The organism is Erythrobacter sp., assembly GCF_023653175.1.
In the GTDB taxonomy this organism is placed as follows: Bacteria; Pseudomonadota; Alphaproteobacteria; order Sphingomonadales; family Sphingomonadaceae; genus Erythrobacter.
Map to the genome: position 1 here is coordinate 1 of NZ_JAMNXL010000043.1, position 21117 is coordinate 21117.

Here is a 21117-nt window from a genome sequence, read left to right on the forward strand (position 1 = left end):
ACCGCCGAGCACCGGCATGACGACCACCGCGGACGCCAGCGGGCCGATCAGCCCCCCGGCCCACACGAAGCGCGCCAGATCGCCGAGCCGGGTCATGTCCGGTTCGGCGCGCCCGGCGATGCGGGTCAGCGCCAGGATGATGATGATCTCGGCCACGTTGGCGAGGCTGAAGACCAGCGCCACGGTATCCGGTAATTGCACCACGGCGTTGGCGGCAAGGCTGGCGGCAAAACAGGCAGCGAGCAGCGGCAGCTCGCTCTGCAGCCGGGCGCGCAGCAGCACCGCGACGGCGCAGGCATTGGGCAGCCAGATCGGGCTGACGGTCTCGCCCGCATGGGCCAGCGCGAGGCTGAGGCAGGCGATAACGAGATAGAACGCCCCGCCGATCAGCGCGGCGGCGAGGCTGCGCCGGTCGACCGGGCCGGCGGCGATGCCGGCGGTCGACAGCCAGCGGCGCAGCGCCGCCTGCAGCGCTCCGGCCTGCAGGCGCACCCCTCGCTGCGCCGACGTTCGCGCAGCAGCGGGCCGGGTTGCGGAACTTGTTGCGGACGGTGTTGCGGATGAAGGCGCGGACTGCGGCACGGCGCGCACGCGCCCGCGCGGTGCACCGCCCGCTGGCACACGCACCGCCCCCCCGTCCGGCGGGACGCGGTCGTCATCGGCATCCGGCGGATCGCTGCCGCAGTGCCGCTCATGATCCAGTCCGCGCTCGATCGTGTGCGCTCCATCGCCAATTGCTGCGCGGCTGTTATACGCCTTGTGCAAGGTATGCAGGGACAACCGCATCCGGAACGGAGCAAAGGAACAGGGCAGGGCCGACGGGCATGGCAAGCGAGCAAGCCTACAGCGTGCAGCCGCGGCGGCTGCGCTGGCCGGTGGTCGCCGCGCTGGTGGTGCTCCATGCCGCCGCGCTCTATGGCCTGGCGCGCGCCTTTGCGCCCGACATGACGGCCTCGGTCGAGCGGCAGGTGGTCGCGGCCTTCGACATCACCGCGCCCGAACCTCCCGCCCCGCCGCCGCCCGAAAACCGTTCCGAACCCGATGAGGGTGCAGCTGGCGCGCCGGGCCGCGAGGCGGTGGCAAAGCCGGTCGCGGCCCCGGTTCCGCAGCGGCGCCTCAGGGAGGATGTCGTCCTGCCGCGCGCCTCCTCGACCGGGACGGCGACACAATCGGGCGGGGCGGCAGCGGGCGAGGGCACCGGCGCGGCGGGCAGCGGTTCCGGCACCGGCAGCGGCAATGCCGGGAGCGGGCGCGGCGGGGTGGCGGTCTCCAAGCCCGTCCACATCTCGGGCAGCATCGACAATGCCCGCGATTACCCCGTGCCCCCCGGAGGACGCGCGGCGCGGCGCGGCACGCAAGTGATCGTGCGGGTCACCGTCACCCCCGAGGGCCGCGCGCGCGATTGCGTCATCGTCCGTCCGAGCCCCGATCCGCAGGCCGACAGCATCACCTGCCGGCTGGTCGAGAGCCGCCTCGGCTTCCGCCCGGCGATGGACGCAAAAGGCAATTCGGTGCCTGCGCCCTTCTATTGGCGCCAGCAGTGGTTCTGATACGGCAGCAGGCAGAATAAACGCCAGATCGGACTCGTTTCCCGGAGACGAGTTGCTATAGCCTGCGGCAGATGAGGGGTGTTCCAGTGAGTGCGATCCATCCGGTTATTCTGTGCGGCGGCAGCGGGACGCGGCTGTGGCCGGTCAGTCGCAAGGCCATGCCAAAGCCGTTCCTGCCGCTGGTCAGCGAGGAGACGTTGTTCGAGCAGGCGGTGCGCCGCGTTGCCGGTGATGACCGCTTTGCGCCGCCGATGGTGGTGGCAGGCGCCGCCCATGCCGATCTCGTCACCGCGCAGCTCGGCGATGCGCCGGGGGCGCGGCTGGTGATCGAGCCGGCCGCGAAGAACACTGCCCCGGCCATCGCGCTTGCCGCCGCGCTGCTGCCCGCCGAGGCGGTGATGCTGGTTTGCCCGAGCGACCACCACATCGCCGACAGCGCCGCCTTCCGCGCCGCCGCGCTCGCTGCCGCGGCGCTGGCGCGCGAGGATTACCTCGTCAGCTTCGGCATAGCCGCCGACCGGCCCGAGACCGGCTACGGCTACCTGCGACGCGGCGAGCCGCTCGCCGGGGGCTACGTGATCCGCCAATTCGTCGAAAAGCCCGATCTGGAGCGCGCGCGAGGATACCTCGCCAGCGGCGAATACAGCTGGAACGGCGGGATCTTCGCCTTCCGCGCCGGCCACCTCCTCGCCGAACTCGCCACCTACCGCGCCGAGATGGCACAGCTCGTCGCCGATGCGGTCGCTGGGGGTGTGGCCGAGGGCGCGCGTTTCCATCCCGCAGCCGAGCCCTTCGCGCGGATCGACGGGGATTCGATCGACTATGCCGTGATGGAGAACACCGCGCGCGCGGCAATGGTGCCGGCCGACATGGGCTGGTCCGACATCGGCAACTGGGCCGCGCTCGCCGACGCGCTGGTCGGCGGGGCGGACGCGGGCGGCAATGTCGTGCGCGGCAGCGTCGACCTTGCCGCCTGCCGCGATGTCTTTGCCACCACCGACGGCCCGCGCATCTCGGCCGTGGGCCTCGAGGGGGTGTGCATCATCGTCTCGCAAGGCGAGGTGCTGGTCACCACGCGCGAGGGCGCGCAAGCCGTGGGCAAGCTGCCGGGAGCGGTGAACCAGTGATCGCACGCCGCCTGCGCACGAAGATGGTCGAGAAGGTGTGGGGTCGTGACACGCTGCCCGCACCCTTTGTCGCGCCCGGCGGGACACGGATCGGCGAGATCTGGTTCGAGCCTCCCCCGGAAGTGCCGCAGGTTCTGGTCAAGTATCTGTTCACAAGCGAAAAATTGTCGGTGCAGGTGCATCCTTCCGATGCCACTGCGCTTGCCGGAGAGGCGGGCAAGGAGGAGTGCTGGCTGGTGCTCGATGCCGAGCCTGATGCGCGCCTAGCGATCGGCTTCACCCGCGACGTGGCCCCCGCCGAGATCGCAGCGGCAGCGCAGGATGGCAGCATCGAAGAACTGCTCGAATGGCACCCGGCGCACCCCGGCGACCTGTTCTACCTGCCCGCGGGCACGGTCCACGCGATCGGGCCGGGCCTAGCGCTGGTCGAAGTGCAGCAGACCAGCGAGACCACTTTCCGCCTCTATGACTATGGCCGCCCGCGCGAATTGCATCTGGAGCGGGCCCTCGCGGTTGCTTGCGGCGGGGTCTACGGGCCTGAGCACAGGCGTTCGATTGCGGACGGGCAGGTGCTGGTCGATGGCCCGCATTTCCGGCTCGACCGGGTGGAGGGCGCGCCCGATGCGGCGACGCTCGCCGCCTATCCCGGCGTGCTGCTGGTGCTGCCGCTCGAAGGCGAGGTCGCTGCGCGCGATGGTTCGGCGGCGGCGGGCGCGGGCGAGTGTCTGGTGGCAGGCGGGCTGGAAAGCCTCGATTTCAGTGCGGCGAAAGTGACCTTGCTGACGCGCGCGGCCTGAGCCTCACGCGCCCACCAGCAGCCGCTCGATCTCGGTCATGCCATAGGGCTTGCGCAGCACCGCCTCGGCACCCAGTCGCTCGAACTGCCCGGCGCCTTCGGTATAGCCCGTCGCCAGCACGAAGCGCACGCCCGCAGCGCGCAGGGCATCGGCGATCGGTTCGGAGCTTTCGCCGCCTAAGTTGAAGTCGATGATCGCGAAGTCCGGCGGGTCGTCCGCGATCGCCGCGAGCGCTTCGGCGACCGAGCTTTCGAGCCGCACTTCGGCCACGCCGAGACGCTTCAGGTTCTCCTCGGTATCGAGCGCGATGATGATCGAATCCTCGACCACCAGCACCCGCGCCGGCGCGTCGGGCGGCAGGCGGTCGGCGCGCATCGGATCGGGCGGGGGCGCGGGAAGGCGGCACCGGTCCGCATCGGGCGAGGCGAGATGGCGGGCGGGGACGAGGAAATCGGCCTCGACCCCGCCCAGCCTGTAGCGCACGTCGGCCTCGCCCTGCAGGTCATGCGGGATCGAGCGGGTGATGATCGTCGAGCCGAAACCGTGGCGCGTCGGCGCGGTCACCGGCGGGCCGCCGCTCTCGCGCCAGCGCAGCGCCAGATCGCCGAAGGCGGTCCGCGCGAGGCTCACCTCGACCCGGCCCGCACGTGCCGAAAGGCTGCCATACTTTGCCGAGTTGGTTGCCAGCTCGTGCACCACCAGTGCGAGGATCGTGTAGGCCTCGGGCGCGACCAGCACATCCTCGCCCGACAGGCGGAAGCGTGCGCGCTGCGCGCCGCAATAGGGCGCAAGCTCGGCCTCGATCAGCTTGGCCAGGCTCGCCGGACCCCAGTTCTTGGCGGTGATGTTGTCATGCGCGGCGGCGAGCGCGGCGATCCGCCCGCCGATGATCGCGGCAAAGCCGGGCACCGAGAGCGCCTCGGCCTGCGACTGCGAGACCAGTGCGCGGATCAGGCCGAGTATGTTGCGCACGCGGTGGTTGAGTTCGGCGATCAGCAAATCCTGCTGCTCGGCGGCGCGGGCGCGCTCGCGGGTGAGATCCTCGCTCATGCGCAGGATCACCTCGATCAGCGTGCGGCGCAGGCGGGCAGCGACCTCGCATTCCTCAGGGCTCCAGTCGGCGGAATGGCCGCGCACCGTCTCTGCCCAAGCGGCAAAGCTGGCGCGTGGCTGGAGCAGCTGGCCGGGCGCGGCGGCGGCCTTGGTGGGGTCGCCCGCCCAGGTGACGACCCGCTCAAGCGGGCGCCGCCACAGCACCAGCGAATCCCGGGTGCCGCGCGACAGCGGCAGCACCAGCGCGCCCGCCGCCCGCGCGGCGAAGGCGGCGGCCTCCGGGATCTGGTCGGCGAGCCGCGTGGTCGAATGGGTCGCCCCGCCCAGCGTGCCGGCGAGCAGCGGGGCGATGGCGCGGAATTCGGCCTCCCCCGGAGCCTCGCCGCTGGCGCGGTATTCGCCATCGGCGAAGAGCGAGATGCCGTCATGCTGGATCGTGCCGCGCAGCAGCTCCTCGATCATCGGCAGGCTGTCGGCCAGCGTCACCCCGCCAGCAAGCCGCAATAGCAGCCGGTCATTGAGTTGCCGCGCGCGTTCGCGCAGGCCCTCGGCCTGGGCCACCAGATTGCGGTCGAGCATCAGCGAGAAGGTCTGGCTGAGCAGCTCGGCCACGGTGCGCAGCGAATAGGCCGGCAGGCGGGGCGTGCGGTGGTGGCACGAGATCATGCCCCACAAGCGGTCATGCCGCACGATCGCGATGGCGAGCGAGGCGCCCACCCCCATGTTGCGCATATAGGCAAGGTGCATCTTCGAATGCGCGCGCAGCATCGACATCGACATGTCGAGCGGATCTTCCTCGGGCCCCAATTCGGGGATGATCGGCACGGCTTGGGATTCCATGTCGGCGATGATGCGGAAGCGGTTGCGGCGGAACAGCTCGCGGGCCTGCTGCGGGATGTCGGCGGCGGGGTAGCGCAGGCCGAGAAAGGGTTCGAGCGCTTCGTGCCGGTCCTCGGCGATCACCTCGCCGCTTTCGTCGGGGTGGAAGCGGTAGACCATGACGCGGTCATAGCCGGTCATCTGCCGCACCAGCCGCGCGGCGGTGTCACACAGGACGGTGAGGCTGGCGGCGGCTTCGAGCTGGGCGATGACGGGGACGATCATGCTGACATGGTCGGCAAAGTCGGTGCGGGCATGGGGCTCGAACTCGATCACCGAGAGCCCGCAGGCGACGTGCACCGCGCAATCGAACAGGACCCCGCTGCCGGTCAGATCGAGGCCGAAGCGGCGGCCGAGCGTGTCGTTGCCGGGAAGCCCTGCGAGCGCCACCCGGATCGCGTCGAGCGCTGGCGGGGCAAGGATCTCGGCGAGCGGCGTGCCGGTCGGGGGCAGGGAGGGCAGGCCCAGCATCGCGGCAAGGTTGGCCGAGACATGCGCAGTTCGCCCAGCGGCGTCGGCGGCGATCAACCCGCCGAAGCTCTGGATCGCGGCGATGTGGTGGATCGCCTCGCGGTCGCATTCGGTCAGCGAGACTGGGCGCTGCTGGATGTTCATGCAGGGAGGCTTTCGCGCGCCGCGTCTTCGGCCTGCCCGCCCTCGGCGACGCCGAGGAAGTGGGCGAAGACCGCCTCGGCCGCGCGGGTCGCGCCTTCGGCCTCGGCAGGGGCGGCGGGGCGTTCGATCCGGGCCCTGAGGCCTTGCCAGAAGGCCATCGCGCCATCGTCCCCGAGGAAAGCGACCGGCCAGCCGCCGCCGCCGATCCGGACGACCTGCTTGACGATCGCCTTGTTGCCGAGCGCCGATCCGGCCAGCACCCACGCGATGCCGAGCGCCGCGCCGGGGCCGGGCCGCCCGATCGTGAACAGCGGCGCGGGTGCAGGCGACGGCAAGCCGAGCCGCGCCAGATCCTGCGCAATCAGCCCGGTCTGCGGCGGCGGGACGAGATCTGCGGGGGCATGGGCGGCAAGCCAGCTTTCGAGCGGCGCGCGGGCGGCGTGTTGCAGGCTGAGGAAGCGGGCATAGTCGGCACGGGTCTGCCAGCCGTTCGCCGCCTGCATCGCGTGATCGAGCAGGTCGTGCGCGGCCATCGTCGCAGCGCGCAGGTGGGTGCGCAGGCTTTCTCCCGGCACTGCCGTCTTGTTGGCTGACGCCATATGCCCGTCCTTCCCGCCCGAATCGGCCCTTTGGCCAAATGCCGCATCTTCAGGGATCCCGGCCCGAGTGTAAGGCAAACAGGCTAAAGCCTGTGTCAATTGTTTATGACACAGCGCAGGGGTGCTGGCAATTGCGAAGGGTACTTAGCGCGAAATTCACGGAAGGTGCGATCGCGCTGCGATCAGGGCGCGAGCAGCCGCCCGCCTTCCTTCTTCACCGCCGCCTCCAGCGGGCCCCGCATCACCGAGAACAGCAGCGGCAGGTCCATCTCGATCACCACGTCGTGCTCGCGCACCTCGACCCCGCCGGGAATGGTCTGGCCCATCACCACCGCAGTGATGCTCATCCGGTCTTCATGCGGCCAGTCAGTTGTGACCTTGGCGAGGCCGGGGGGAAAGAAGCCGCCGATCTCGCCCGCGTGCTTGTGCATGCGGGCGCGCACTTCCTCCTTGGTGAGATCGTGGGGAAGGGTGACGCGCAAGGCTCAGCGCTCCTGCTTGGCAGGCATGGCCGAAAAATCGGGGAGCGGCACGCCAGTATCGGGTGCGGGGAAATTTTGGCCCGTCATGTCCTCGAGCGCCCCCGCGCCGCCATAGCGATATTCCAGATAGCGGCTCTTGATCGCCAGATCGTCGAGCGCGCCCTCGGCCAGTCGCCGCGTCACGCGGTCGATCTCACCCGAGAGCTTGGTCAGGCTTTCGGTGAGGCGCTGGTCGGCAGTCTTGCCGGTGTGCAATTCCTGGCGCAGATTCGCGGGGATCTTGCGGTAGTTGTCGATCGTCTCGGGGATATATTCCCCGACCAACTCGCGCACTTCGTCCATCGCAGGCTCGTTGTCGCCGAGGCCCTGGAGCTGGAGCCCTAATGCATCGAGCTGCACCCCGAGTTGATCGACCAGCGCCTGCGCGGGCGGGGGCAGCGCAGGGCGCTGGGCTTCGAGCCACAGCTCGGTGCGCGCGACCATCTGTTGCGGATTGCCCTGCTTGAGTTCGGCGCGCTTGGGCACCTTGACCTTGGGGAAGACCCCGAAGACCCCGATCGCGACAACGGTGGCGACCAGCATCGCCATGAAGCCCCAGAACAATAGCGGGCCCACGACCGCGCTGAAGATCCCCGCACCGATCCAGATTGCCACCACCGCGAGCGCGATGTTGCGAACCCGCTTGAGCAGGCTCTTGAACTTGAGCTCTGCCGAACCCTTCCCGATGCTCTGCCCGCGCGGCGCAGGACGGTGGGTGCCGCCCTCGCGCTGCACGGCGAGGCTGGTTTTCGCCTCGCGCAGGATGCGGTCGCTGTCTCGGGTGGTGTCGGGCATCTATTTGTCCAGTGCCAGCAGCGAGGGCGTCTGCGAGGCGACCTTGGCCTGCGCCTGCGCCTGACCCTCGGCGCGGGCGATATAGCCCTTGGACTTCTCGACCTCGGCGGTCAGCACGGTGACGGTCTGCTTCATCGAATCCAGCGCGCGGACCTTGAAATTGTCGACCTCGTCCATCGTGTCATAGATGTTCTGGAAGGCGCGTTGAAGAGTTTCGAGCGGGATGGTCGAAGACGCCGCCTGCTCGTGGATCTGCGCGGTCTGTTCCCGAAGCAGCGCGCTGGTCGAATCGATGATGTCGCTGGTGGTCTTGTTCAGCGCGGTGATCTGGCCGAGCACGAGGCGCTGGTTGGTCATCGCCTGCGCCACGGTGACGGCGGTCCGCAATGCTCCCACCGTCGTGGTGCTGGCGCGGTCGACGCCCTTCACCAGTTCGACATTGTTCTTCTTGACCAGATCGAGCGCGAGATAGCCCTGCACGCTCACCGCCATCTGGGTCAGCAGGTCCTGCGTGCGCTGGCGGACATAGAACAGCGCGGATTCGCGCAGGGCCTTGGCTTTGGCGGGATCGGAGCTGTCGAGCTGCAGCGCCTTGGCCTCCAGCTTGGCGTCCAGCGTCTTGGCGATGTGGATCATCTGCTCCAGCTCGCCCATCGAGTCCCACAGCTTCTTGCGTTCGTTATCGATTTCGGAATTGTCGAGGATCAGTTCCTTCTTGCCGCTTTCGAGGCTCTTGAGGATTTCCGAGATGTGCCCCTGGGCGCTGGTGTAGCTGTCGAAATAGTTCTTCAGCTTGTTGCCGAACGGGATGAAGCCGAGGATCTTGCGCGGGCCGGACAGCGCGCCCCGCTTGCCCGGGTCGAGGTCTTCGACCGTGCGGCGCAGTTCGGCGAGATCCTTGCCGACCCCGCTATCGGCATCCATCGCGCGCACCGGACGATCGAGGAACCGGTTCGAATGCCCGGCCGCCGCCCGGATCTGCTCCTGCCCCATGCGCGTGATCTGATCGACCTTCTCGCCGAATTCGGGCGAATTGGCATCGACCATCACCAGCTCGTCGACGAAGGCATCGACCTTGGTGTCGAGCTTGGACTTCTGCTCGGTGGTGACCGGCACGAGCCCCACAGCCTGCTCGGGCGCGACTGTCGGCACCGGATCGGGCGGGGTGAGGGTGAACGGGGTTGCGGTGGCCGTTGTGGTCTCGGTGCTCATGCCTGCTCTCGTGCTCCCTGTAGCCCTGCCGCGGGCGGGCTGCCTCCCACTGTATTAGTAATCTAAGACACGCCTTTCAAGCGCGCCCGTGCATGGTAAGCCGGAAAGGTGCCCCGCGTCCACCGCGCCCGCAGCGGGGCTGGCAGGGGAGGGAATCGCGGGCTATCGTCGCCAGCTCCCGCTGGCAGGCAAAGGTTGAGCGCATGAACGAGACCACCGGCTCCGCCGGCCCGAGAAGCGCGCTGGCCGAGGCACGCAAGTGGTGGACCGCCCATGTCGGCGGCGCGGTCGATCAGGCCGAGGTGACCGAGCGCCGCCGCGAGGACAGCCGCCTGTCCGAGCACTACCTGTTCATGACCGCGATGAGCGGGGGGATCGCGGTGCTCGGCCTGCTGCTGTCCTCGCCCGCGGTGGTGATCGGGGCGATGCTGCTTTCGCCGCTGATGGGCCCTATCATGGGACTGGGCTTCGCGCTGGCAATCGGCGACTGGCAGTGGCTCAAGGCGGCCTTGCGCACGCTGGTGCTGGGCAGCGTGATGGCGGTGCTGCTGTGCGCGTTGCTGGTGTTCCTCTCGCCGATCCAGGGCATCACCAGCGAGATCGCCGCGCGCACCCGGCCCAATCTGTTCGACCTGTTCGTGGCGCTGTTCTCGGCACTGGCCGGCGCCTACGCGATGATCCGCGGGCGCGAGGGCGCGATCGTCGGCGTTGCCATCGCCACCGCGCTGATGCCGCCGCTGGCGGTGGTCGGCTACGGCCTCGCGACCTGGAACTGGACGGTGTTCTCGGGCGCGCTGCTGCTCTTCGTCACCAACTTCATCACCATCGCGCTGACCGCCTTCGGCATGGCGCGGCTCTATGGCTTTCGCGCCAACCTCTCGCGCGGGCAATCGCGGGTGCAGAGCGTCATGGTGGTCGCGGTGTTCCTGGTGCTGGCCGTGCCCCTGGGCTTCGCGCTCCAGCGGATCGCGTGGGAGGCCAACGCCCAGCGGATCGTGCGCAGCGAGATCCGCGCCCAGTTCGACACACGCGCCAAGCTCGATACGCTGGAGCTGGACTTCGCCGCCCTCCCGGTGAGGGTCGAGGCGGTGGTCTTCACGCCCGTCCTGCGGCCCGAGGTGGAGGAGAGCATCGCGCGCGTGCTGGCCGAGCGGCTGGGCGAGGAGGTGCGGCTCGAACTGGTGCAATACGAGGTCGGCACCGCCGCCACCGCCGCCGAGCGAGCGCAGCTTTCCGCCGCGCGCGAGCAGGGCGAGCGCGCCGCCTCCACCCGCGCGGCGGCGCTGGCAGTGCGCCTCGCGCTGGCTGCGGGGGTCTCGACAAGCGAGATGTTGATCGACGAGCCCCGCCGCCGCGCGCTGGTCCGCGCCGAGCCGCTGCCGGGCGCGAGCCTTGCGACCTACCGCGCGCTTGAGGCGCGGATCGCGGGCAGCGAGCCCGACTGGCGGATCGAGCTGGTGCCGCCGCCCGCCCCGCTCGCCGTCACGATCCCTGCCGAGGAGGGCGAGGCTGTGCTCGATCTGGTGCAATGGGCTGCGCAACGCTCGGGGCGCGGCGTGGTGCTCACGGGCCCTGCCGCGCAGGCCGAAGCGGCAGCGGAGGTCTTGCGCGAGGGCGGAATTTCGGTGCAACTACAAGGCGGTGGCGCGCCGCTGCGCGCGACCTGGGCGCAAGAGGGGGAATGATCATGCCGAAGCCGACCGCGATCCCGCCGTTCCTCGCCCCACTGCTTGCCGCGCTGCTGGCGGCGGGCACTCCCGCGCTCGCCCAGAACGGCCCCGAGGCGCGCGCCTTCGCGGCTGACGCGCTACCAAAGATCCGCGCCGCTTTCCCCGACGCGGAAGTAGCGCAGGAGCCGGGCGAGCCCTTGCAGATCAACATCACCCGCAAGAGCGAGACAGAGCCCGCGACAATCAATCTCCACCGAGTGTTCGGCTTTTGCCAGAACGTCGACAAGGACGCCTGCGAAGCGGAGCTGACCGGCCTGATCGGGATTCTGGCCAAATCCCCCAAGGCCCCCGAACGCGAAGCGGCCAATCTGCGCGTTATCGTCCGCGACGGGCAATACTGGAACTATGTGCTGGGAACGGGGCTCGACCCGCTGCCCCCGCACCGCCGGATCGGCGATGACCTCTTCGCGATTCTCGCCTTCGACAGCCCCGAGGCGATCGCGCTGGCGCCCGCCGACCGCATCGCCGAGCTCGGCCTCTCGCCCGAGAACGCCTGGCTGTTCGCCGAACGCCAGACCGCTCGGATCATCCCCGGCCTGCCCGAGGAAGGCGCGAAGCTCGATGGCCTGACGGTGTTTCAGGGCGAGGAATACACCGGCTCGATGATGGCCTATGCCGCGCAGTGGGAGGCGCTCGCCGCCGCCAACGGCCCCGACCTTGCGGTGATCGCCAATTCCGACCAGTTCGTGGTCGCCGCGGTGGTGCCGGACGGGGCCGAGCTGGAGAAATATCGCGGCCTCGCCGAGGAACAATGCAAACTCGCCTCGCGCTGCATCTCGCCCAATGTCTACCGCTGGCGCGAGGGCAAATGGGTGATCGCGCGCTGAGCCTTATCCGCTCCAAAGTCCGAGTGCTTTGCCCGTTTCTGGCCCCACCACACCATCGACGACCAGACCTTTCTCGGCCTGAAATGCCGCTATAGCCACTGCAGTTGCATTGCCGAAGATGCCGTCGACAGGCCCGGGATCGATCCCGGCAGCCAGAAGCAACTCCTGAACCCGCACGACTTGCGGCCCGCGCGTGAAGGGGTCGGTCAACTTGATGAGCTTCTTCGACGGAGAATGCTTGAAGTCGCTGTCCTTGGCGGATTGTCCATAGAGAACACCCGGAACCAGCCACCCGCCGCTCCAGTCGCGCTTGTTGGCTCCCGTGATGACAGCCACGCCGACATTGGCGCTGTGCGCCTCAACCGTGCTGTTGTCGCCGCGCGAGATCGCCACATGGCCGATTTTGGTGCCGGCGAAACCGGGTTTGCGGATCAGGATAGCCCCGACGGTGCCGATTGCCTCTCGAACCGGGATGGCGCGACCGCCGACAAGGCTCGCCTCGTGCCACCAGCCGGAATAGGATTCGCCCGTCTGGATGTTGGGGGGCCTGACCGCGATGACCTGTTTGTAGGCATGGTAACACGCCCAAGATACGAACTCTGCGCAGTCCCATGGGCCGGACCAGTTCGGATTAGCCAGATGGACTCTCGCGCCCAGAACATACCTTTGGCCGACCCGGGTCATAGCCAAGTCGACAACATCTTTGCCTTCAAACATGATTGCATCCCCTCCCCCGGGCGGAGAGTGCCATATTTTGCAACGATTTCAATAGGCGTTTTGAGGGCTTACGCCGCCAGTGAAATCGGGACGATCTCGCCCGCCAGATAGAGCTTCTTGGCCTTGGCGCGGCTCAGCTTGCCGGAAGACGTGCGAGGCAGAGTGCGCGGGGGGACGAGTTCGACGATGCAGCTCATGCCGGTGACTGAGCGCACCTTGTCCGCGATCTGATCGCGCAGGCGCACGCGCTCTTCGGGGTCGGAGACCTTGCAGTGCACCAGCACCGCAGGCGCTTCCTCGCCGTTCTCCATCTCGATCGCGAAGGCGGCGATGTCGCCGTGGTTGAAGCCGGGGAGCTGTTCCACCGCCCACTCGATATCCTGCGGCCAGTGGTTCTTGCCGTTGATGATGATCATGTCCTTCGCCCGGCCGACGATGAACAGGTAGCCCTTGGCGGTATAGCCCATGTCCCCGGTGTCGAGCCAGCCGTCGACGAGGCAGTCGTTGGTGGCATCCTCGTTGCGGAAATAGGAGTGCATCACGCTCGGCCCCCGGCACCACACCTTGCCGATCTGGTGATCGCCGCGCGTCTTGCCGTCCTCGCCGCGGATCGCGACTTCCATGTCGGGCAGCGCCTTGCCGCAATTGACGATCGCGCGGTAGCGGGCCGGGCGCGAGAGATCGCGGGGCGCGCCCGAGAGGCGCTCTTCCTCGACCAGTTCGACCCGGATGCCCTCGCCCGGCGGCATCACCGTCACCGCCAGCACCGCCTCGGCCAAGCCATAGGAGGGGGTGAAGGAGGAGGCCTTGAAGCCCGCTTCGGCAAAGGCGTTGACGAAGTTCTGCATCACGTCAGGGCGGATCATGTCCGCGCCATTGCCCGCGATGCGCCAGCGCGACAGGTCGAAGCGGTCGGCAACGTGGCTCTGGCTCGAGATGCGGCGCGCGCAGATGTCGTAGCCGAAGGTCGGCGAGTAGCTCAGCGTGTTGCCCGGATTGCGGCTGATCATGTCGAGCCACGCCAGCGGGCGGCGCGCGAAGGCATCGGGCTTGAGGTAATCGCCCGACACCTGATTGGCGATCAGCGACAAGAGGCAGCCGACCAGGCCCATGTCGTGATACCACGGCAGCCAGCTGACGCAGCGGTCATTGGTGCCGAGGTTCATTGTGGTCGAGTGACCATAGAGGTTGTGCAGCAGCGCGCGGTGGGTGACCGCGACGCCGGTCGGGAAGCGGGTCGAGCCGGAGGAATATTGCAGGTAGCAGATATCGTCCGGCGAGGCCTGCGGCAGTTCGCATTCGGGGGCGGGGCGTTGGCCGAAATCCTGCCAGCTGGTCGCCTCGCAGCCCTGGCGCGCGGCGGCGGCCTCGGCCATCTCGGCGATCTCGCCGGGGTAGATGAGGAGCTTGGGGTCCGAGCTCATCAGCTGGATCGCAAGCTGGTCGATGTAGTTGTCCTTGCCGCCGAAGGTGGTCGGCAGCGGTAGCGGCACCGGCCAGGCGCCGGCATAGACGCAGGCGCAGAACAGCGCGGCGAAATCGGGGCCGGTCTCGGCGATCAGCGCAACGCGGTCTTCCCGGCCGATGCCCGCCGCGATCAGGCGGCGTGCCATGGTCAATGCATCTTCGCGCATGGTCTTATAGGGGTAGACCCGCGCCAGTTCGCCGCGCATGTCGTGGAAGTTGAGCCCCTTGCGGCTCTGCGCGGCGTAGTCGATCGCTTCGTTGAAGGTTGCAAATTGCGCACGGATTCGTGGCAGGTCGCAGTCATTCGGCGTCGGCGTCAGGGCGGCGTCGGTCATAATTTTCAGCGATACCCGTAAGTTGCGGCGCGTTTCATGACGATATCCCGTTCGCGCTCTGGCATAACCCCGTGTCGCCGAGCATAGTCCGGCGGCGTCCAATGTTTCGCATTGATAAGGAAAGTGGCACGAATAAGGCGAAATGGTTTCAGGTAAAGCGAATTCGTCATCACCCGGTCGCATGGCCGGGGAGGATCGCGGCCCCGGGGGGCGGCGCGAGAAGCGGGCGAAACCCCCGCTGACCGAGGCGAAACTGCGCGATCTGGCGCTCCATTATGCGGCCCGCTTCGCCTCGACCGGCGCGCGGCTCGAGGTCTATCTTCTGCGCAAGATCAGGGAACGCGGGCTGGCCGAGGATGGCGACGGGCGCCCGACCCAGGTCGATGTCCCCGCGCTCGTCGCCCGGCTGGTGGAACTCGGCTATGTCGATGACGATGCCTATGCCCGGATGCGCGCCCGCGATCTGGGCGCACGCGGCTATGGCGCTCGGCGGGTCGAGGAGACCTTGCGCCACGCAGGCGTGGGCGAGGGGCTGCGCCGTCAGCATGCCCCGGGAGAGGCCGCCAGCCGCCGTGCGGCGGCGCTGATGGCGCAGAAGAAGCGGCTCGGCCCGTTCGGTACACAGGCGGAAGGCCTCGCTCCGCTCAGCCAGCGCAAGGCCCATGAAAAAGCCGTTGCAGCAATGCTGCGCGCAGGCCACCAGTATGAACATGTGAAGGCGGTTCTCGCCGCGCGCAGCAGCGCGGAGGTCGAGGAATGGATCGCCGAGGCGCAAGAGGCCGAAGGGACGGACGAACAATGGTAAGGCACATTCTGGCGGCAGCCACGCTCGCGCTCGCACTTGTGGCATGCTCGCCCGGCACCAGCGCGACCGCCACCGCGCAAGCCCCGGCCGGGGCCGAGGCCGCGCGCCACCCGGTCTCGGGCCTCAAGGTGATCGACCTGGTGGTGGATCGCGGCGGCAAGAAGATCGCCTTCAAGGTCGAGCTCGCCGATACCTCCGAGGCCCAGGCCAAGGGCCTGATGTTCCGCACCGAACTGGGCGACTTCGAGGGCATGATCTTCCCTGCCGACGTGCCCCAGGCGAAAGCCTTCTGGATGAAGAACACGCCGCTGAGCCTCGACATCATTTTCATCGGCACCGATGGCCGGGTGCAGAACATCGCCGCCGACACCAAGCCCTATTCGCTCGATTCGGTGAGGTCGGCCGGCATCGCCAGCGCCGTGCTGGAATTGCGTGCGGGCCGGGCCAAGGCGCTGGGGATCGTGCCGGGGGATCTGGTTACCTACACGCTGCCGCAATAGGCCTCGCGATGACCGCGCGCGTGATCGCGGTGGCGCGTGATGCGGGGCATCGCTTCTCTAAGGCGGTCGTACCCGAGATTGCCATCGTCGCCGGTCTCGGTGTCGCGCGCGACGCGCATTGCGGCGAGACGGTCAAGCACCGCTCACGCGTGAGGGCCGATCCCTCGCAGCCCAATTTGCGGCAGGTGCACCTGATCCCCGCCGAGCTGTTCGACGAGGTCGGCGCAAAGGGCTTCACCGTGAAGCCTGGCGATCTGGGGGAGAACATCACCACTCGCGGGATCGACCTGCTCGGCCTGCCACGCGGCGCGGTGCTGCGGATCGGGGCGGCGGTGGCGCTGGAGGTCACCGGCCTGCGCAACCCCTGCGCGCAGATCGACAGCTTTCAGCGTGGCCTGCTCGCGGCGGTGCTGGACAGGCGCGCGGATGGCACGCTGGTCCGCAAGGCGGGCATCATGACGATTGTGCGCGCAGGCGGCGCGGTGCGTCCCGGCGATACGATCTCGGTGGATCTGCCCGCCCCGCCGTTCTTGCCGCTCGAACGGGTCTGATCCGGATTCGCGCTCCGGCAATCATCTTCCACCTTGGCGCTCCCCGCCAATTCCGCTAGGCGCAGCCCCCATGGGAATTCTCGCAAAGATCTTCACCTGGTGGGACGGCGCCACCATCGGCACGCACCTGTGGGCGAGCCGCGCCAAGGGCGAGCATGTCGGCACCGACGGGGCGGGCAACAAGTATTACCGCGCGCGCCCCAAGGCTGCCGCCGCCAACGATGGCTCCTACACCAGCCGCGAAAAGCGCTGGGTGATCTACAACGGCGCCAATGACGCCAGCCGCGTGCCCTCCGAATGGCACGGCTGGCTCCACGGCACCTATGACGAAGTGCCCGAAAGCCACCTTCCCCCGCCGCGCGTGTGGGAGGTCGATTACACCCCCAACGCCACCGGCACCGCCGCCGCCTATCGCCCGCAAGGCGCGCTCGAGCGCGGCGGCCAGCGGGCGCGCGCGGTCGGCGATTACGAGGCGTGGACCCCGGGCAGCGCGGACCGCTGAGGCGCGCGCATGAAGGCCCTCCGCCTTGCCGCTCCGCTGGCCTGCGCGCTGGCTCTGAGTGCCTGCGACGTCTTCACGCAGCCATCGGGCGAGGCGGTCAAGGTCTCGCTCGACGATGCCGCCACCCCCGCCCCGGCTGCCACCGCAATCGCCCCTGCCAATGACTACGGCGCCACCCCGATGAACGAACGGGTCGCGGTGATCGGCCTGCTCAACAAGCGCAACAACGTCTCGGAAGAGATCAAGCTCAAGCCCGGCGAGTCGCGCGAGGTCGGCCCGGTCATCATCCGCGTTGCCGCCTGCGAGCGCACCGCACCCTGGGAACTCCCGCAGCAGACCGGCGCCTTCGTCCAGGTCGACATCCGCGAGCGCGGGGCTGCGCAGCACGCCCGCGTCTTCTCGGGCTGGATGTTCCTCGAAAGCCCGAGCCTCAACGTGGTCGAGCACCCGATCTACGATGTCTGGGTCAAGGACTGCACGATGAGCTTCCCGGGCGAGGAAGGGCCGGCGTCGCCCAAGGATGCGCCCAAGGGCGGCCCGGCGGCCAAGCCCTCTGCCGCGCCTTCGGCCGCGCCATCGCCCGCCGCCGCGCCGTCCGCCGCGCCTGCGGCTGCAGGATAGAGCACCCCCGAGGCGAACTGCCGCCACGCTTCGTCGAGCCCCATCCGCGGCTCGCCCTCGGCCTTCTCGACCAGCCTGCGATACTGCGCCTGCGCCAGCTCGCATGCGCCCATCGAGCGCAGGTGCTCGGTCATGAACTGGCAATCGAGCAGCACCAGGCCTGCGCGCCGCATCAGCGCCACCAGCCATGCGAGCGCGACCTTGCTCGTGTCCGGCACCCGGCTGAACATCGATTCGCCGCAGAACACCCGCTCGAAACTCACCCCGTAGAGCCCGCCGACCAGCTCCGGCCAGCCCTCGCGCCCGACCTGCCAGCACTCGACCGAATGCGCGTGGCCCGCGCGGTGAAGGCCGAGATAGGACTGGATGATGCGCTCCGAAATCCACGTCTCGGGATGATCGGGGCGCGGTTCGGCGCAGGCGCGGATCACCTGCTCGAAGGCGCGGTTCACCGTCACCGCGAAGCGATCGGCGCGGATTACCTTCCTCAGCGACTTGCTGAGATGCAGCCCTTCGAGCGGAATGATCGCCCGCTCGCGCGGCTCGACCCAGAACACCTCGGGATCGTCGCGCCGGTCCGCCATCGGGAAAATCCCGCTGCGATAGGCGAGCAGCAGGGTTTCGACCGGGATCGGGGGGCGGTGCGGCGCGTGCATGGCGCGGTGCAACATACAGAGCCGAGGGGGCTGTGGCAAAGAGGATTGCCTAACCCGGGCCACGGCGCTAATGGCCGCCGCTCAGCGAGTGCAGGGGTGTAGCTCAGCTGGTAGAGCATCGGTCTCCAAAACCGAGGGCCACGGGTTCGAATCCTGTCACCCCTGCCATTTCGTTTTCCGAGCCCGCCTCCGCGGGCTCGTCCTCGCGGCTGATCCTTCGTTTCGCTTCGCTTCTTTCCGGGCCGCTGCGAGCGCGCGTTCGCGCTTGCGGTGCCTTTGGTACCGATTCTCGCGCTTCCCTCTTAGGGGGTGGCTGGGGTGATTCACCACGTCGTTTGTTCATCTCGCCGTAAGCCGAGCCGTGTATTGCTGTCGACGAAACGAGTTCAACCCCTCGCCAGGAGACAGGCAGATGAGCGCCTACACCTTTCGTTCCTCGCGTCCCGACCACTGGGTCAGCCCGCGTCCCACTCGCGATCCGGCCCGGCTGCGGGCGATCCATGGCCCGCTCCAGCCGCTCGAGACGAATGACGGCTGGCTGGCGCGCTTGCTCGCACACCGATGAGGCGGGCGTGGCGGGGATAATTGCAGATCATGCAACCGCCGACCTGCCAATCCCGCAATTTCAAAGGTTCGCGCCCATTCGTGCCATCGCAATATTGTAAAATTCGCAGTTAATTTCATCATTTTGCCACGCCGCTTACACCTGCGTGTCACGGCAGCTATCCATAGTCCTCCCGTTCGAAGATTCGCTTCGAGGGGGACTATTACATCATGGCCAGCACCACCTTTGACGCCGCCTACACCGATGGCGATGTCGATACCAACTTCACCAATCTGCGCACCCTCAACGAGATCGCCGACGAGCGGTTCTCGCGCCGCCAGACTCTGGTCGGCGGGATGCAGGCCTCGGCGACCGCCTTCCTCGGCACCTCGCTGCTGGCCGCTTGCAGCGGCGACGAAGTGATTGGCCCGGCCGAGGCGCTGGTCAACGCCGGCCAGGACGCCACCACCACTGCGGGTCGCCTGGTTACCATCGCCCCGACCGTGAGCGGTTCGGGGACGGCCACGATCACCCAGGTCGCAGGTCCGGCGGTCACGCTGACCGGCACGGGCAACAACCGTTCGTTCTTCGCCCCCGGCGTCGCCGCGGCGACCACCCTGACCTTCCGCGTCAATGCCAACAACCAGATCGATGACGTCAACATCACGGTCAACCCGGCGCAGCTCGGCTTCACCGCCGTGCCCCGCAACCGCGACGACCGCGTCACCGTGCCCGCCGGGCACAATGTCACTGTGCTGACCCGCCTCGGCGACCCGATCCTGGCGGGCGTCCCGGCCTTTGCCAACAACGGCACCGACACCAATTTTGCCGGCCGCATCGGCGATCATGGCGACGCGCTCTATTACTACGGCCTCTCGGCGGCCGGCATGCGCGACGACAACAGCTCGATCCGCGGCCTGATCGTGCAGAACCACGAAAATATCAGCGAACAATATCTCCAGCCCAACGGCCCGACCAATGTTGGCGGCGTGCGGCCCGCGGCTGAAGCGATCAAGGAAATCGAAGCGCACGGCGTTTCGGTCACCGAGATCCAGGACACCGGCAACCGCAACTGGGTGGTGATCAACAACAGCGCGCTCAACCGCCGCATCACCCCCAACACGCCAATGGCGATCAATGGCCCGGTGCGCGGGACGGCGTTCGTGCAGACGGTTGCCTCGCCGACGGGCACGACCTGCACCGGTACGATCAACAACTGCGCCAACGGCTTTGCCGAATGGGGCACCAACCTCACCTGCGAGGAAAACTGGGCCGGCTATTTCCGCCGCGACAACAGCGGCCCCGGGACCGACAACGCCAACCGCACCGCTCGCGAGCTGACCGCGCTGCGCCGCTACGGCGTCAACAGCTCGACCGGCAACAATGCGTGGTCCTCGGTCTCGACCACCGATCCGATCTTCCGCCGCTGGGACGCGCGTGCGGGCACGGGCGCTGCCACCAGCGACTACCGCAACGAGCCCAACACCTTCGGCTGGGTGGTCGAGATCGATCCCTTCAACCCCGCCACCGCCCCGCGCAAGCGCACCGCGCTCGGCCGTTTCGCGCATGAAGGTGCCTGGCTCAGCAACCTCGTCGAAGGCCAGCGCATCGCGGTCTACATGGGCGACGATTCGCGGCGCGAATACATGTACAAGTTCGTGTCGGATGCGGCCTGGACCAATGCCGACCGCAACCGCACCGACCGTCTGGCCGTGGGCGATAAGTACCTCGATGCGGGCACGCTCTATGTCGCGCGCTTCAATGCCGACGGCACCGGCACCTGGCTGCCGCTGGTGTTCGGGCAGGTTCCGACCCGTCCGGCGGTGGGCATGGAGCCCGCCTACACCTTCGCGAGCCAGGCCGACATCCTCGTCAACACCCGCCTTGCCGCCGACGCGGTGGGCGCGACCCCGATGGACCGTCCGGAATGGACCGCGGTCAACCCGGCGAATGGCGAGATCTACCTGACCCTCACCAACAACAACGCCGGCGGGCGCCCGATCACCGGCACCGATGCCGCCAACCCGCGCTCCTTTATCGCGCCGGGCGGCACCGGCTCCACGGCCGGCAACCCCAACGGCCACATCATCCGCATACGCGAGAACGGCGACCTGCCGACCGCGACCACCTTCCGCTGGGACATCTACCTGTTCGGGGCGGATTCGGTCGATGCCAGCGCCAACGTCAACCTCTCGGGCCTTAACGCGGACAACGACTTCTCCAGCCCTGACGGGCTGTGGTTCGCCCGTCCGCAGAACCCCTCGGGCGTGGGCCGTCCGCTGCTGTGGATCCAGACCGACGACGGGGCCTTCACCGATCGCACCAACAACCAGATGCTCGCCGCGCTTCCGGGGCGGGTGGGCGATGGCGGGGCGCGCACCATCACCAACACCAACGGCACCACCGCCACGCAGGCAACCTTCATCGGCACGGCGGCGACCGCGGCCAACCTGCGGCGCTTCCTGACCGGGCCGATCGGCTGCGAGATCACCGGGGTCGACACCACCCCCGATGGCCGCACGCTGTTCGTCGGCATACAGCACCCCGGCGAGAACGGCACCGCCGCCGCGCCGGACAGCAACTGGCCCGCGAACCAGACCGCAGCCGCGCCGGGCGTGCGCCCGCGCTCGGCCGTGGTCGCGGTGACCCGAGCCGATGGCGGCATCATCGGCGTGTAATCCGCGCACACCTCTGCGGTGACGCATCAGGGGGCG

The 21117-nt window shown here is 68.4% G+C and carries 20 protein-coding genes, 1 tRNA gene and 1 pseudogene; 13 read left to right on the forward strand and 9 right to left on the reverse strand.

The features are described 5' to 3' along the window. Positions 1 to 492, reverse strand: a 492-nt coding sequence (locus NBV68_RS07015) for an MASE1 domain-containing protein (RefSeq protein WP_296308344.1), incomplete at its 3' end; no start/stop codon positions are given. Between the two features lie 332 nt (positions 493 to 824). Here NBV68_RS07015 and NBV68_RS07020 point away from each other — a divergent pair. From NBV68_RS07020 to NBV68_RS07030, 3 genes are all read left to right on the forward strand, one after another. Then, positions 825 to 1550 (forward strand): TonB family protein, encoded by a 726-nt coding sequence (locus tag NBV68_RS07020; protein ID WP_296308345.1) that lies wholly within the window; start codon positions 825 to 827, stop codon positions 1548 to 1550. Between the two features lie 86 nt (positions 1551 to 1636). Continuing rightward, the gene (locus tag NBV68_RS07025) at positions 1637 to 2677 is read left to right on the forward strand and encodes a mannose-1-phosphate guanylyltransferase (protein ID WP_296308346.1); all 1041 of its coding nucleotides are present in this window, start codon (positions 1637 to 1639) and stop codon (positions 2675 to 2677) included. Next, positions 2674 to 3474 (forward strand): class I mannose-6-phosphate isomerase, encoded by an 801-nt coding sequence (locus NBV68_RS07030; RefSeq protein ID WP_366067769.1) that lies wholly within the window; start codon positions 2674 to 2676, stop codon positions 3472 to 3474. Before NBV68_RS07025 ends, NBV68_RS07030 begins: the two co-directional genes overlap by 4 nt. Before the next feature lie 3 nt (positions 3475 to 3477). Here NBV68_RS07030 and NBV68_RS07035 read toward each other — a convergent pair whose 3' ends face one another. The 5 genes from NBV68_RS07035 to NBV68_RS07055 form a co-directional block, all read right to left on the reverse strand. Then, on the reverse strand, positions 3478 to 6021 hold the full coding sequence (locus NBV68_RS07035; RefSeq protein ID WP_296308347.1) for an HWE histidine kinase domain-containing protein: 2544 nt from the start codon (positions 6019 to 6021) through the stop codon (positions 3478 to 3480). After that, a complete protein-coding gene (locus tag NBV68_RS07040) occupies positions 6018 to 6620 on the reverse strand; it encodes a biliverdin-producing heme oxygenase (RefSeq protein WP_296308348.1) in 603 nt (200 codons plus the stop codon). Before NBV68_RS07040 ends, NBV68_RS07035 begins: the two co-directional genes overlap by 4 nt. A 182-nt stretch (positions 6621 to 6802) precedes the next feature. Continuing rightward, on the reverse strand, positions 6803 to 7102 hold the full coding sequence (locus tag NBV68_RS07045) for a polyhydroxyalkanoic acid system family protein (protein ID WP_296308349.1): 300 nt from the start codon (positions 7100 to 7102) through the stop codon (positions 6803 to 6805). A gap of 3 nt (positions 7103 to 7105) precedes the next feature. Next, positions 7106 to 7936 (reverse strand): hypothetical protein, encoded by an 831-nt coding sequence (locus tag NBV68_RS07050; RefSeq protein ID WP_296308350.1) that lies wholly within the window; start codon positions 7934 to 7936, stop codon positions 7106 to 7108. Then, positions 7937 to 9148: a toxic anion resistance protein gene (locus NBV68_RS07055; protein WP_296308351.1), complete on the reverse strand. Its 1212-nt coding sequence runs from the start codon at positions 9146 to 9148 to the stop codon at positions 7937 to 7939. 203 nt (positions 9149 to 9351) lie between these two features. Here NBV68_RS07055 and NBV68_RS07060 point away from each other — a divergent pair, with 203 nt between their 5' ends. Continuing rightward, positions 9352 to 10833, forward strand: coding sequence for a DUF389 domain-containing protein (locus NBV68_RS07060; protein ID WP_296308352.1), 1482 nt, complete (start codon positions 9352 to 9354; stop codon positions 10831 to 10833). Between the two features lie 2 nt (positions 10834 to 10835). Further along, on the forward strand, positions 10836 to 11705 hold the full coding sequence (locus tag NBV68_RS07065) for a hypothetical protein (RefSeq protein ID WP_296308353.1): 870 nt from the start codon (positions 10836 to 10838) through the stop codon (positions 11703 to 11705). A 3-nt stretch (positions 11706 to 11708) separates the two neighbouring features. Here NBV68_RS07065 and NBV68_RS07070 read toward each other — a convergent pair whose 3' ends face one another. Together NBV68_RS07070 and NBV68_RS07075 are read right to left on the reverse strand one after the other, a co-directional pair. Further along, on the reverse strand, positions 11709 to 12422 hold the full coding sequence (locus NBV68_RS07070) for a peptidoglycan-binding domain-containing protein (protein WP_296308354.1): 714 nt from the start codon (positions 12420 to 12422) through the stop codon (positions 11709 to 11711). 68 nt (positions 12423 to 12490) lie between these two features. After that, positions 12491 to 14224 (reverse strand): fatty acyl-AMP ligase, encoded by a 1734-nt coding sequence (locus tag NBV68_RS07075; RefSeq protein ID WP_296308355.1) that lies wholly within the window; start codon positions 14222 to 14224, stop codon positions 12491 to 12493. 142 nt (positions 14225 to 14366) lie between these two features. Between NBV68_RS07075 and NBV68_RS07080 the strand changes: the two genes are divergently transcribed. From NBV68_RS07080 to NBV68_RS07100, 5 genes and pseudogenes are all read left to right on the forward strand, one after another. Next, complete coding sequence (locus NBV68_RS07080) at positions 14367 to 15029, forward strand: RecX family transcriptional regulator (RefSeq protein WP_296308356.1); 663 nt, start codon at positions 14367 to 14369, stop codon at positions 15027 to 15029. Continuing rightward, positions 15023 to 15529, forward strand: coding sequence for a DUF192 domain-containing protein (locus NBV68_RS07085; protein ID WP_296308357.1), 507 nt, complete (start codon positions 15023 to 15025; stop codon positions 15527 to 15529). Before NBV68_RS07080 ends, NBV68_RS07085 begins: the two co-directional genes overlap by 7 nt. An 8-nt stretch (positions 15530 to 15537) precedes the next feature. Beyond that, the gene (locus NBV68_RS07090) at positions 15538 to 16080 is read left to right on the forward strand and encodes an MOSC domain-containing protein (protein ID WP_296308358.1); all 543 of its coding nucleotides are present in this window, start codon (positions 15538 to 15540) and stop codon (positions 16078 to 16080) included. A gap of 70 nt (positions 16081 to 16150) precedes the next feature. Then, positions 16151 to 16582 (forward strand): NADH:ubiquinone oxidoreductase subunit NDUFA12, encoded by a 432-nt coding sequence (locus NBV68_RS07095; protein WP_296308359.1) that lies wholly within the window; start codon positions 16151 to 16153, stop codon positions 16580 to 16582. A gap of 180 nt (positions 16583 to 16762) precedes the next feature. Further along, a pseudogene (locus tag NBV68_RS07100) lies at positions 16763 to 16999 on the forward strand (DUF2155 domain-containing protein); the annotation flags it as partial. Positions 17000 to 17034: 35 nt separating this feature from the next. On the opposite strand, the gene aat reads toward NBV68_RS07100, so the two are convergent. Beyond that, positions 17035 to 17859 (reverse strand): leucyl/phenylalanyl-tRNA--protein transferase, encoded by an 825-nt coding sequence (aat, locus tag NBV68_RS07105; protein WP_296308361.1) that lies wholly within the window; start codon positions 17857 to 17859, stop codon positions 17035 to 17037. A 92-nt stretch (positions 17860 to 17951) separates the two neighbouring features. On the opposite strand from aat, the gene NBV68_RS07110 reads away from it, so the two are divergent. The 3 genes from NBV68_RS07110 to NBV68_RS07120 all read left to right on the forward strand — a co-directional run bounded on the left by NBV68_RS07110 (position 17952) and on the right by NBV68_RS07120 (position 21081). Continuing rightward, positions 17952 to 18027, forward strand: a tRNA-Trp gene (locus tag NBV68_RS07110). A gap of 244 nt (positions 18028 to 18271) precedes the next feature. Next, complete coding sequence (locus NBV68_RS07115; RefSeq protein ID WP_296308362.1) at positions 18272 to 18424, forward strand: hypothetical protein; 153 nt, start codon at positions 18272 to 18274, stop codon at positions 18422 to 18424. 209 nt (positions 18425 to 18633) lie between these two features. Then, complete coding sequence (locus NBV68_RS07120; RefSeq protein WP_296308364.1) at positions 18634 to 21081, forward strand: alkaline phosphatase PhoX; 2448 nt, start codon at positions 18634 to 18636, stop codon at positions 21079 to 21081. Positions 21082 to 21117: the final 36 nt, after the last annotated feature.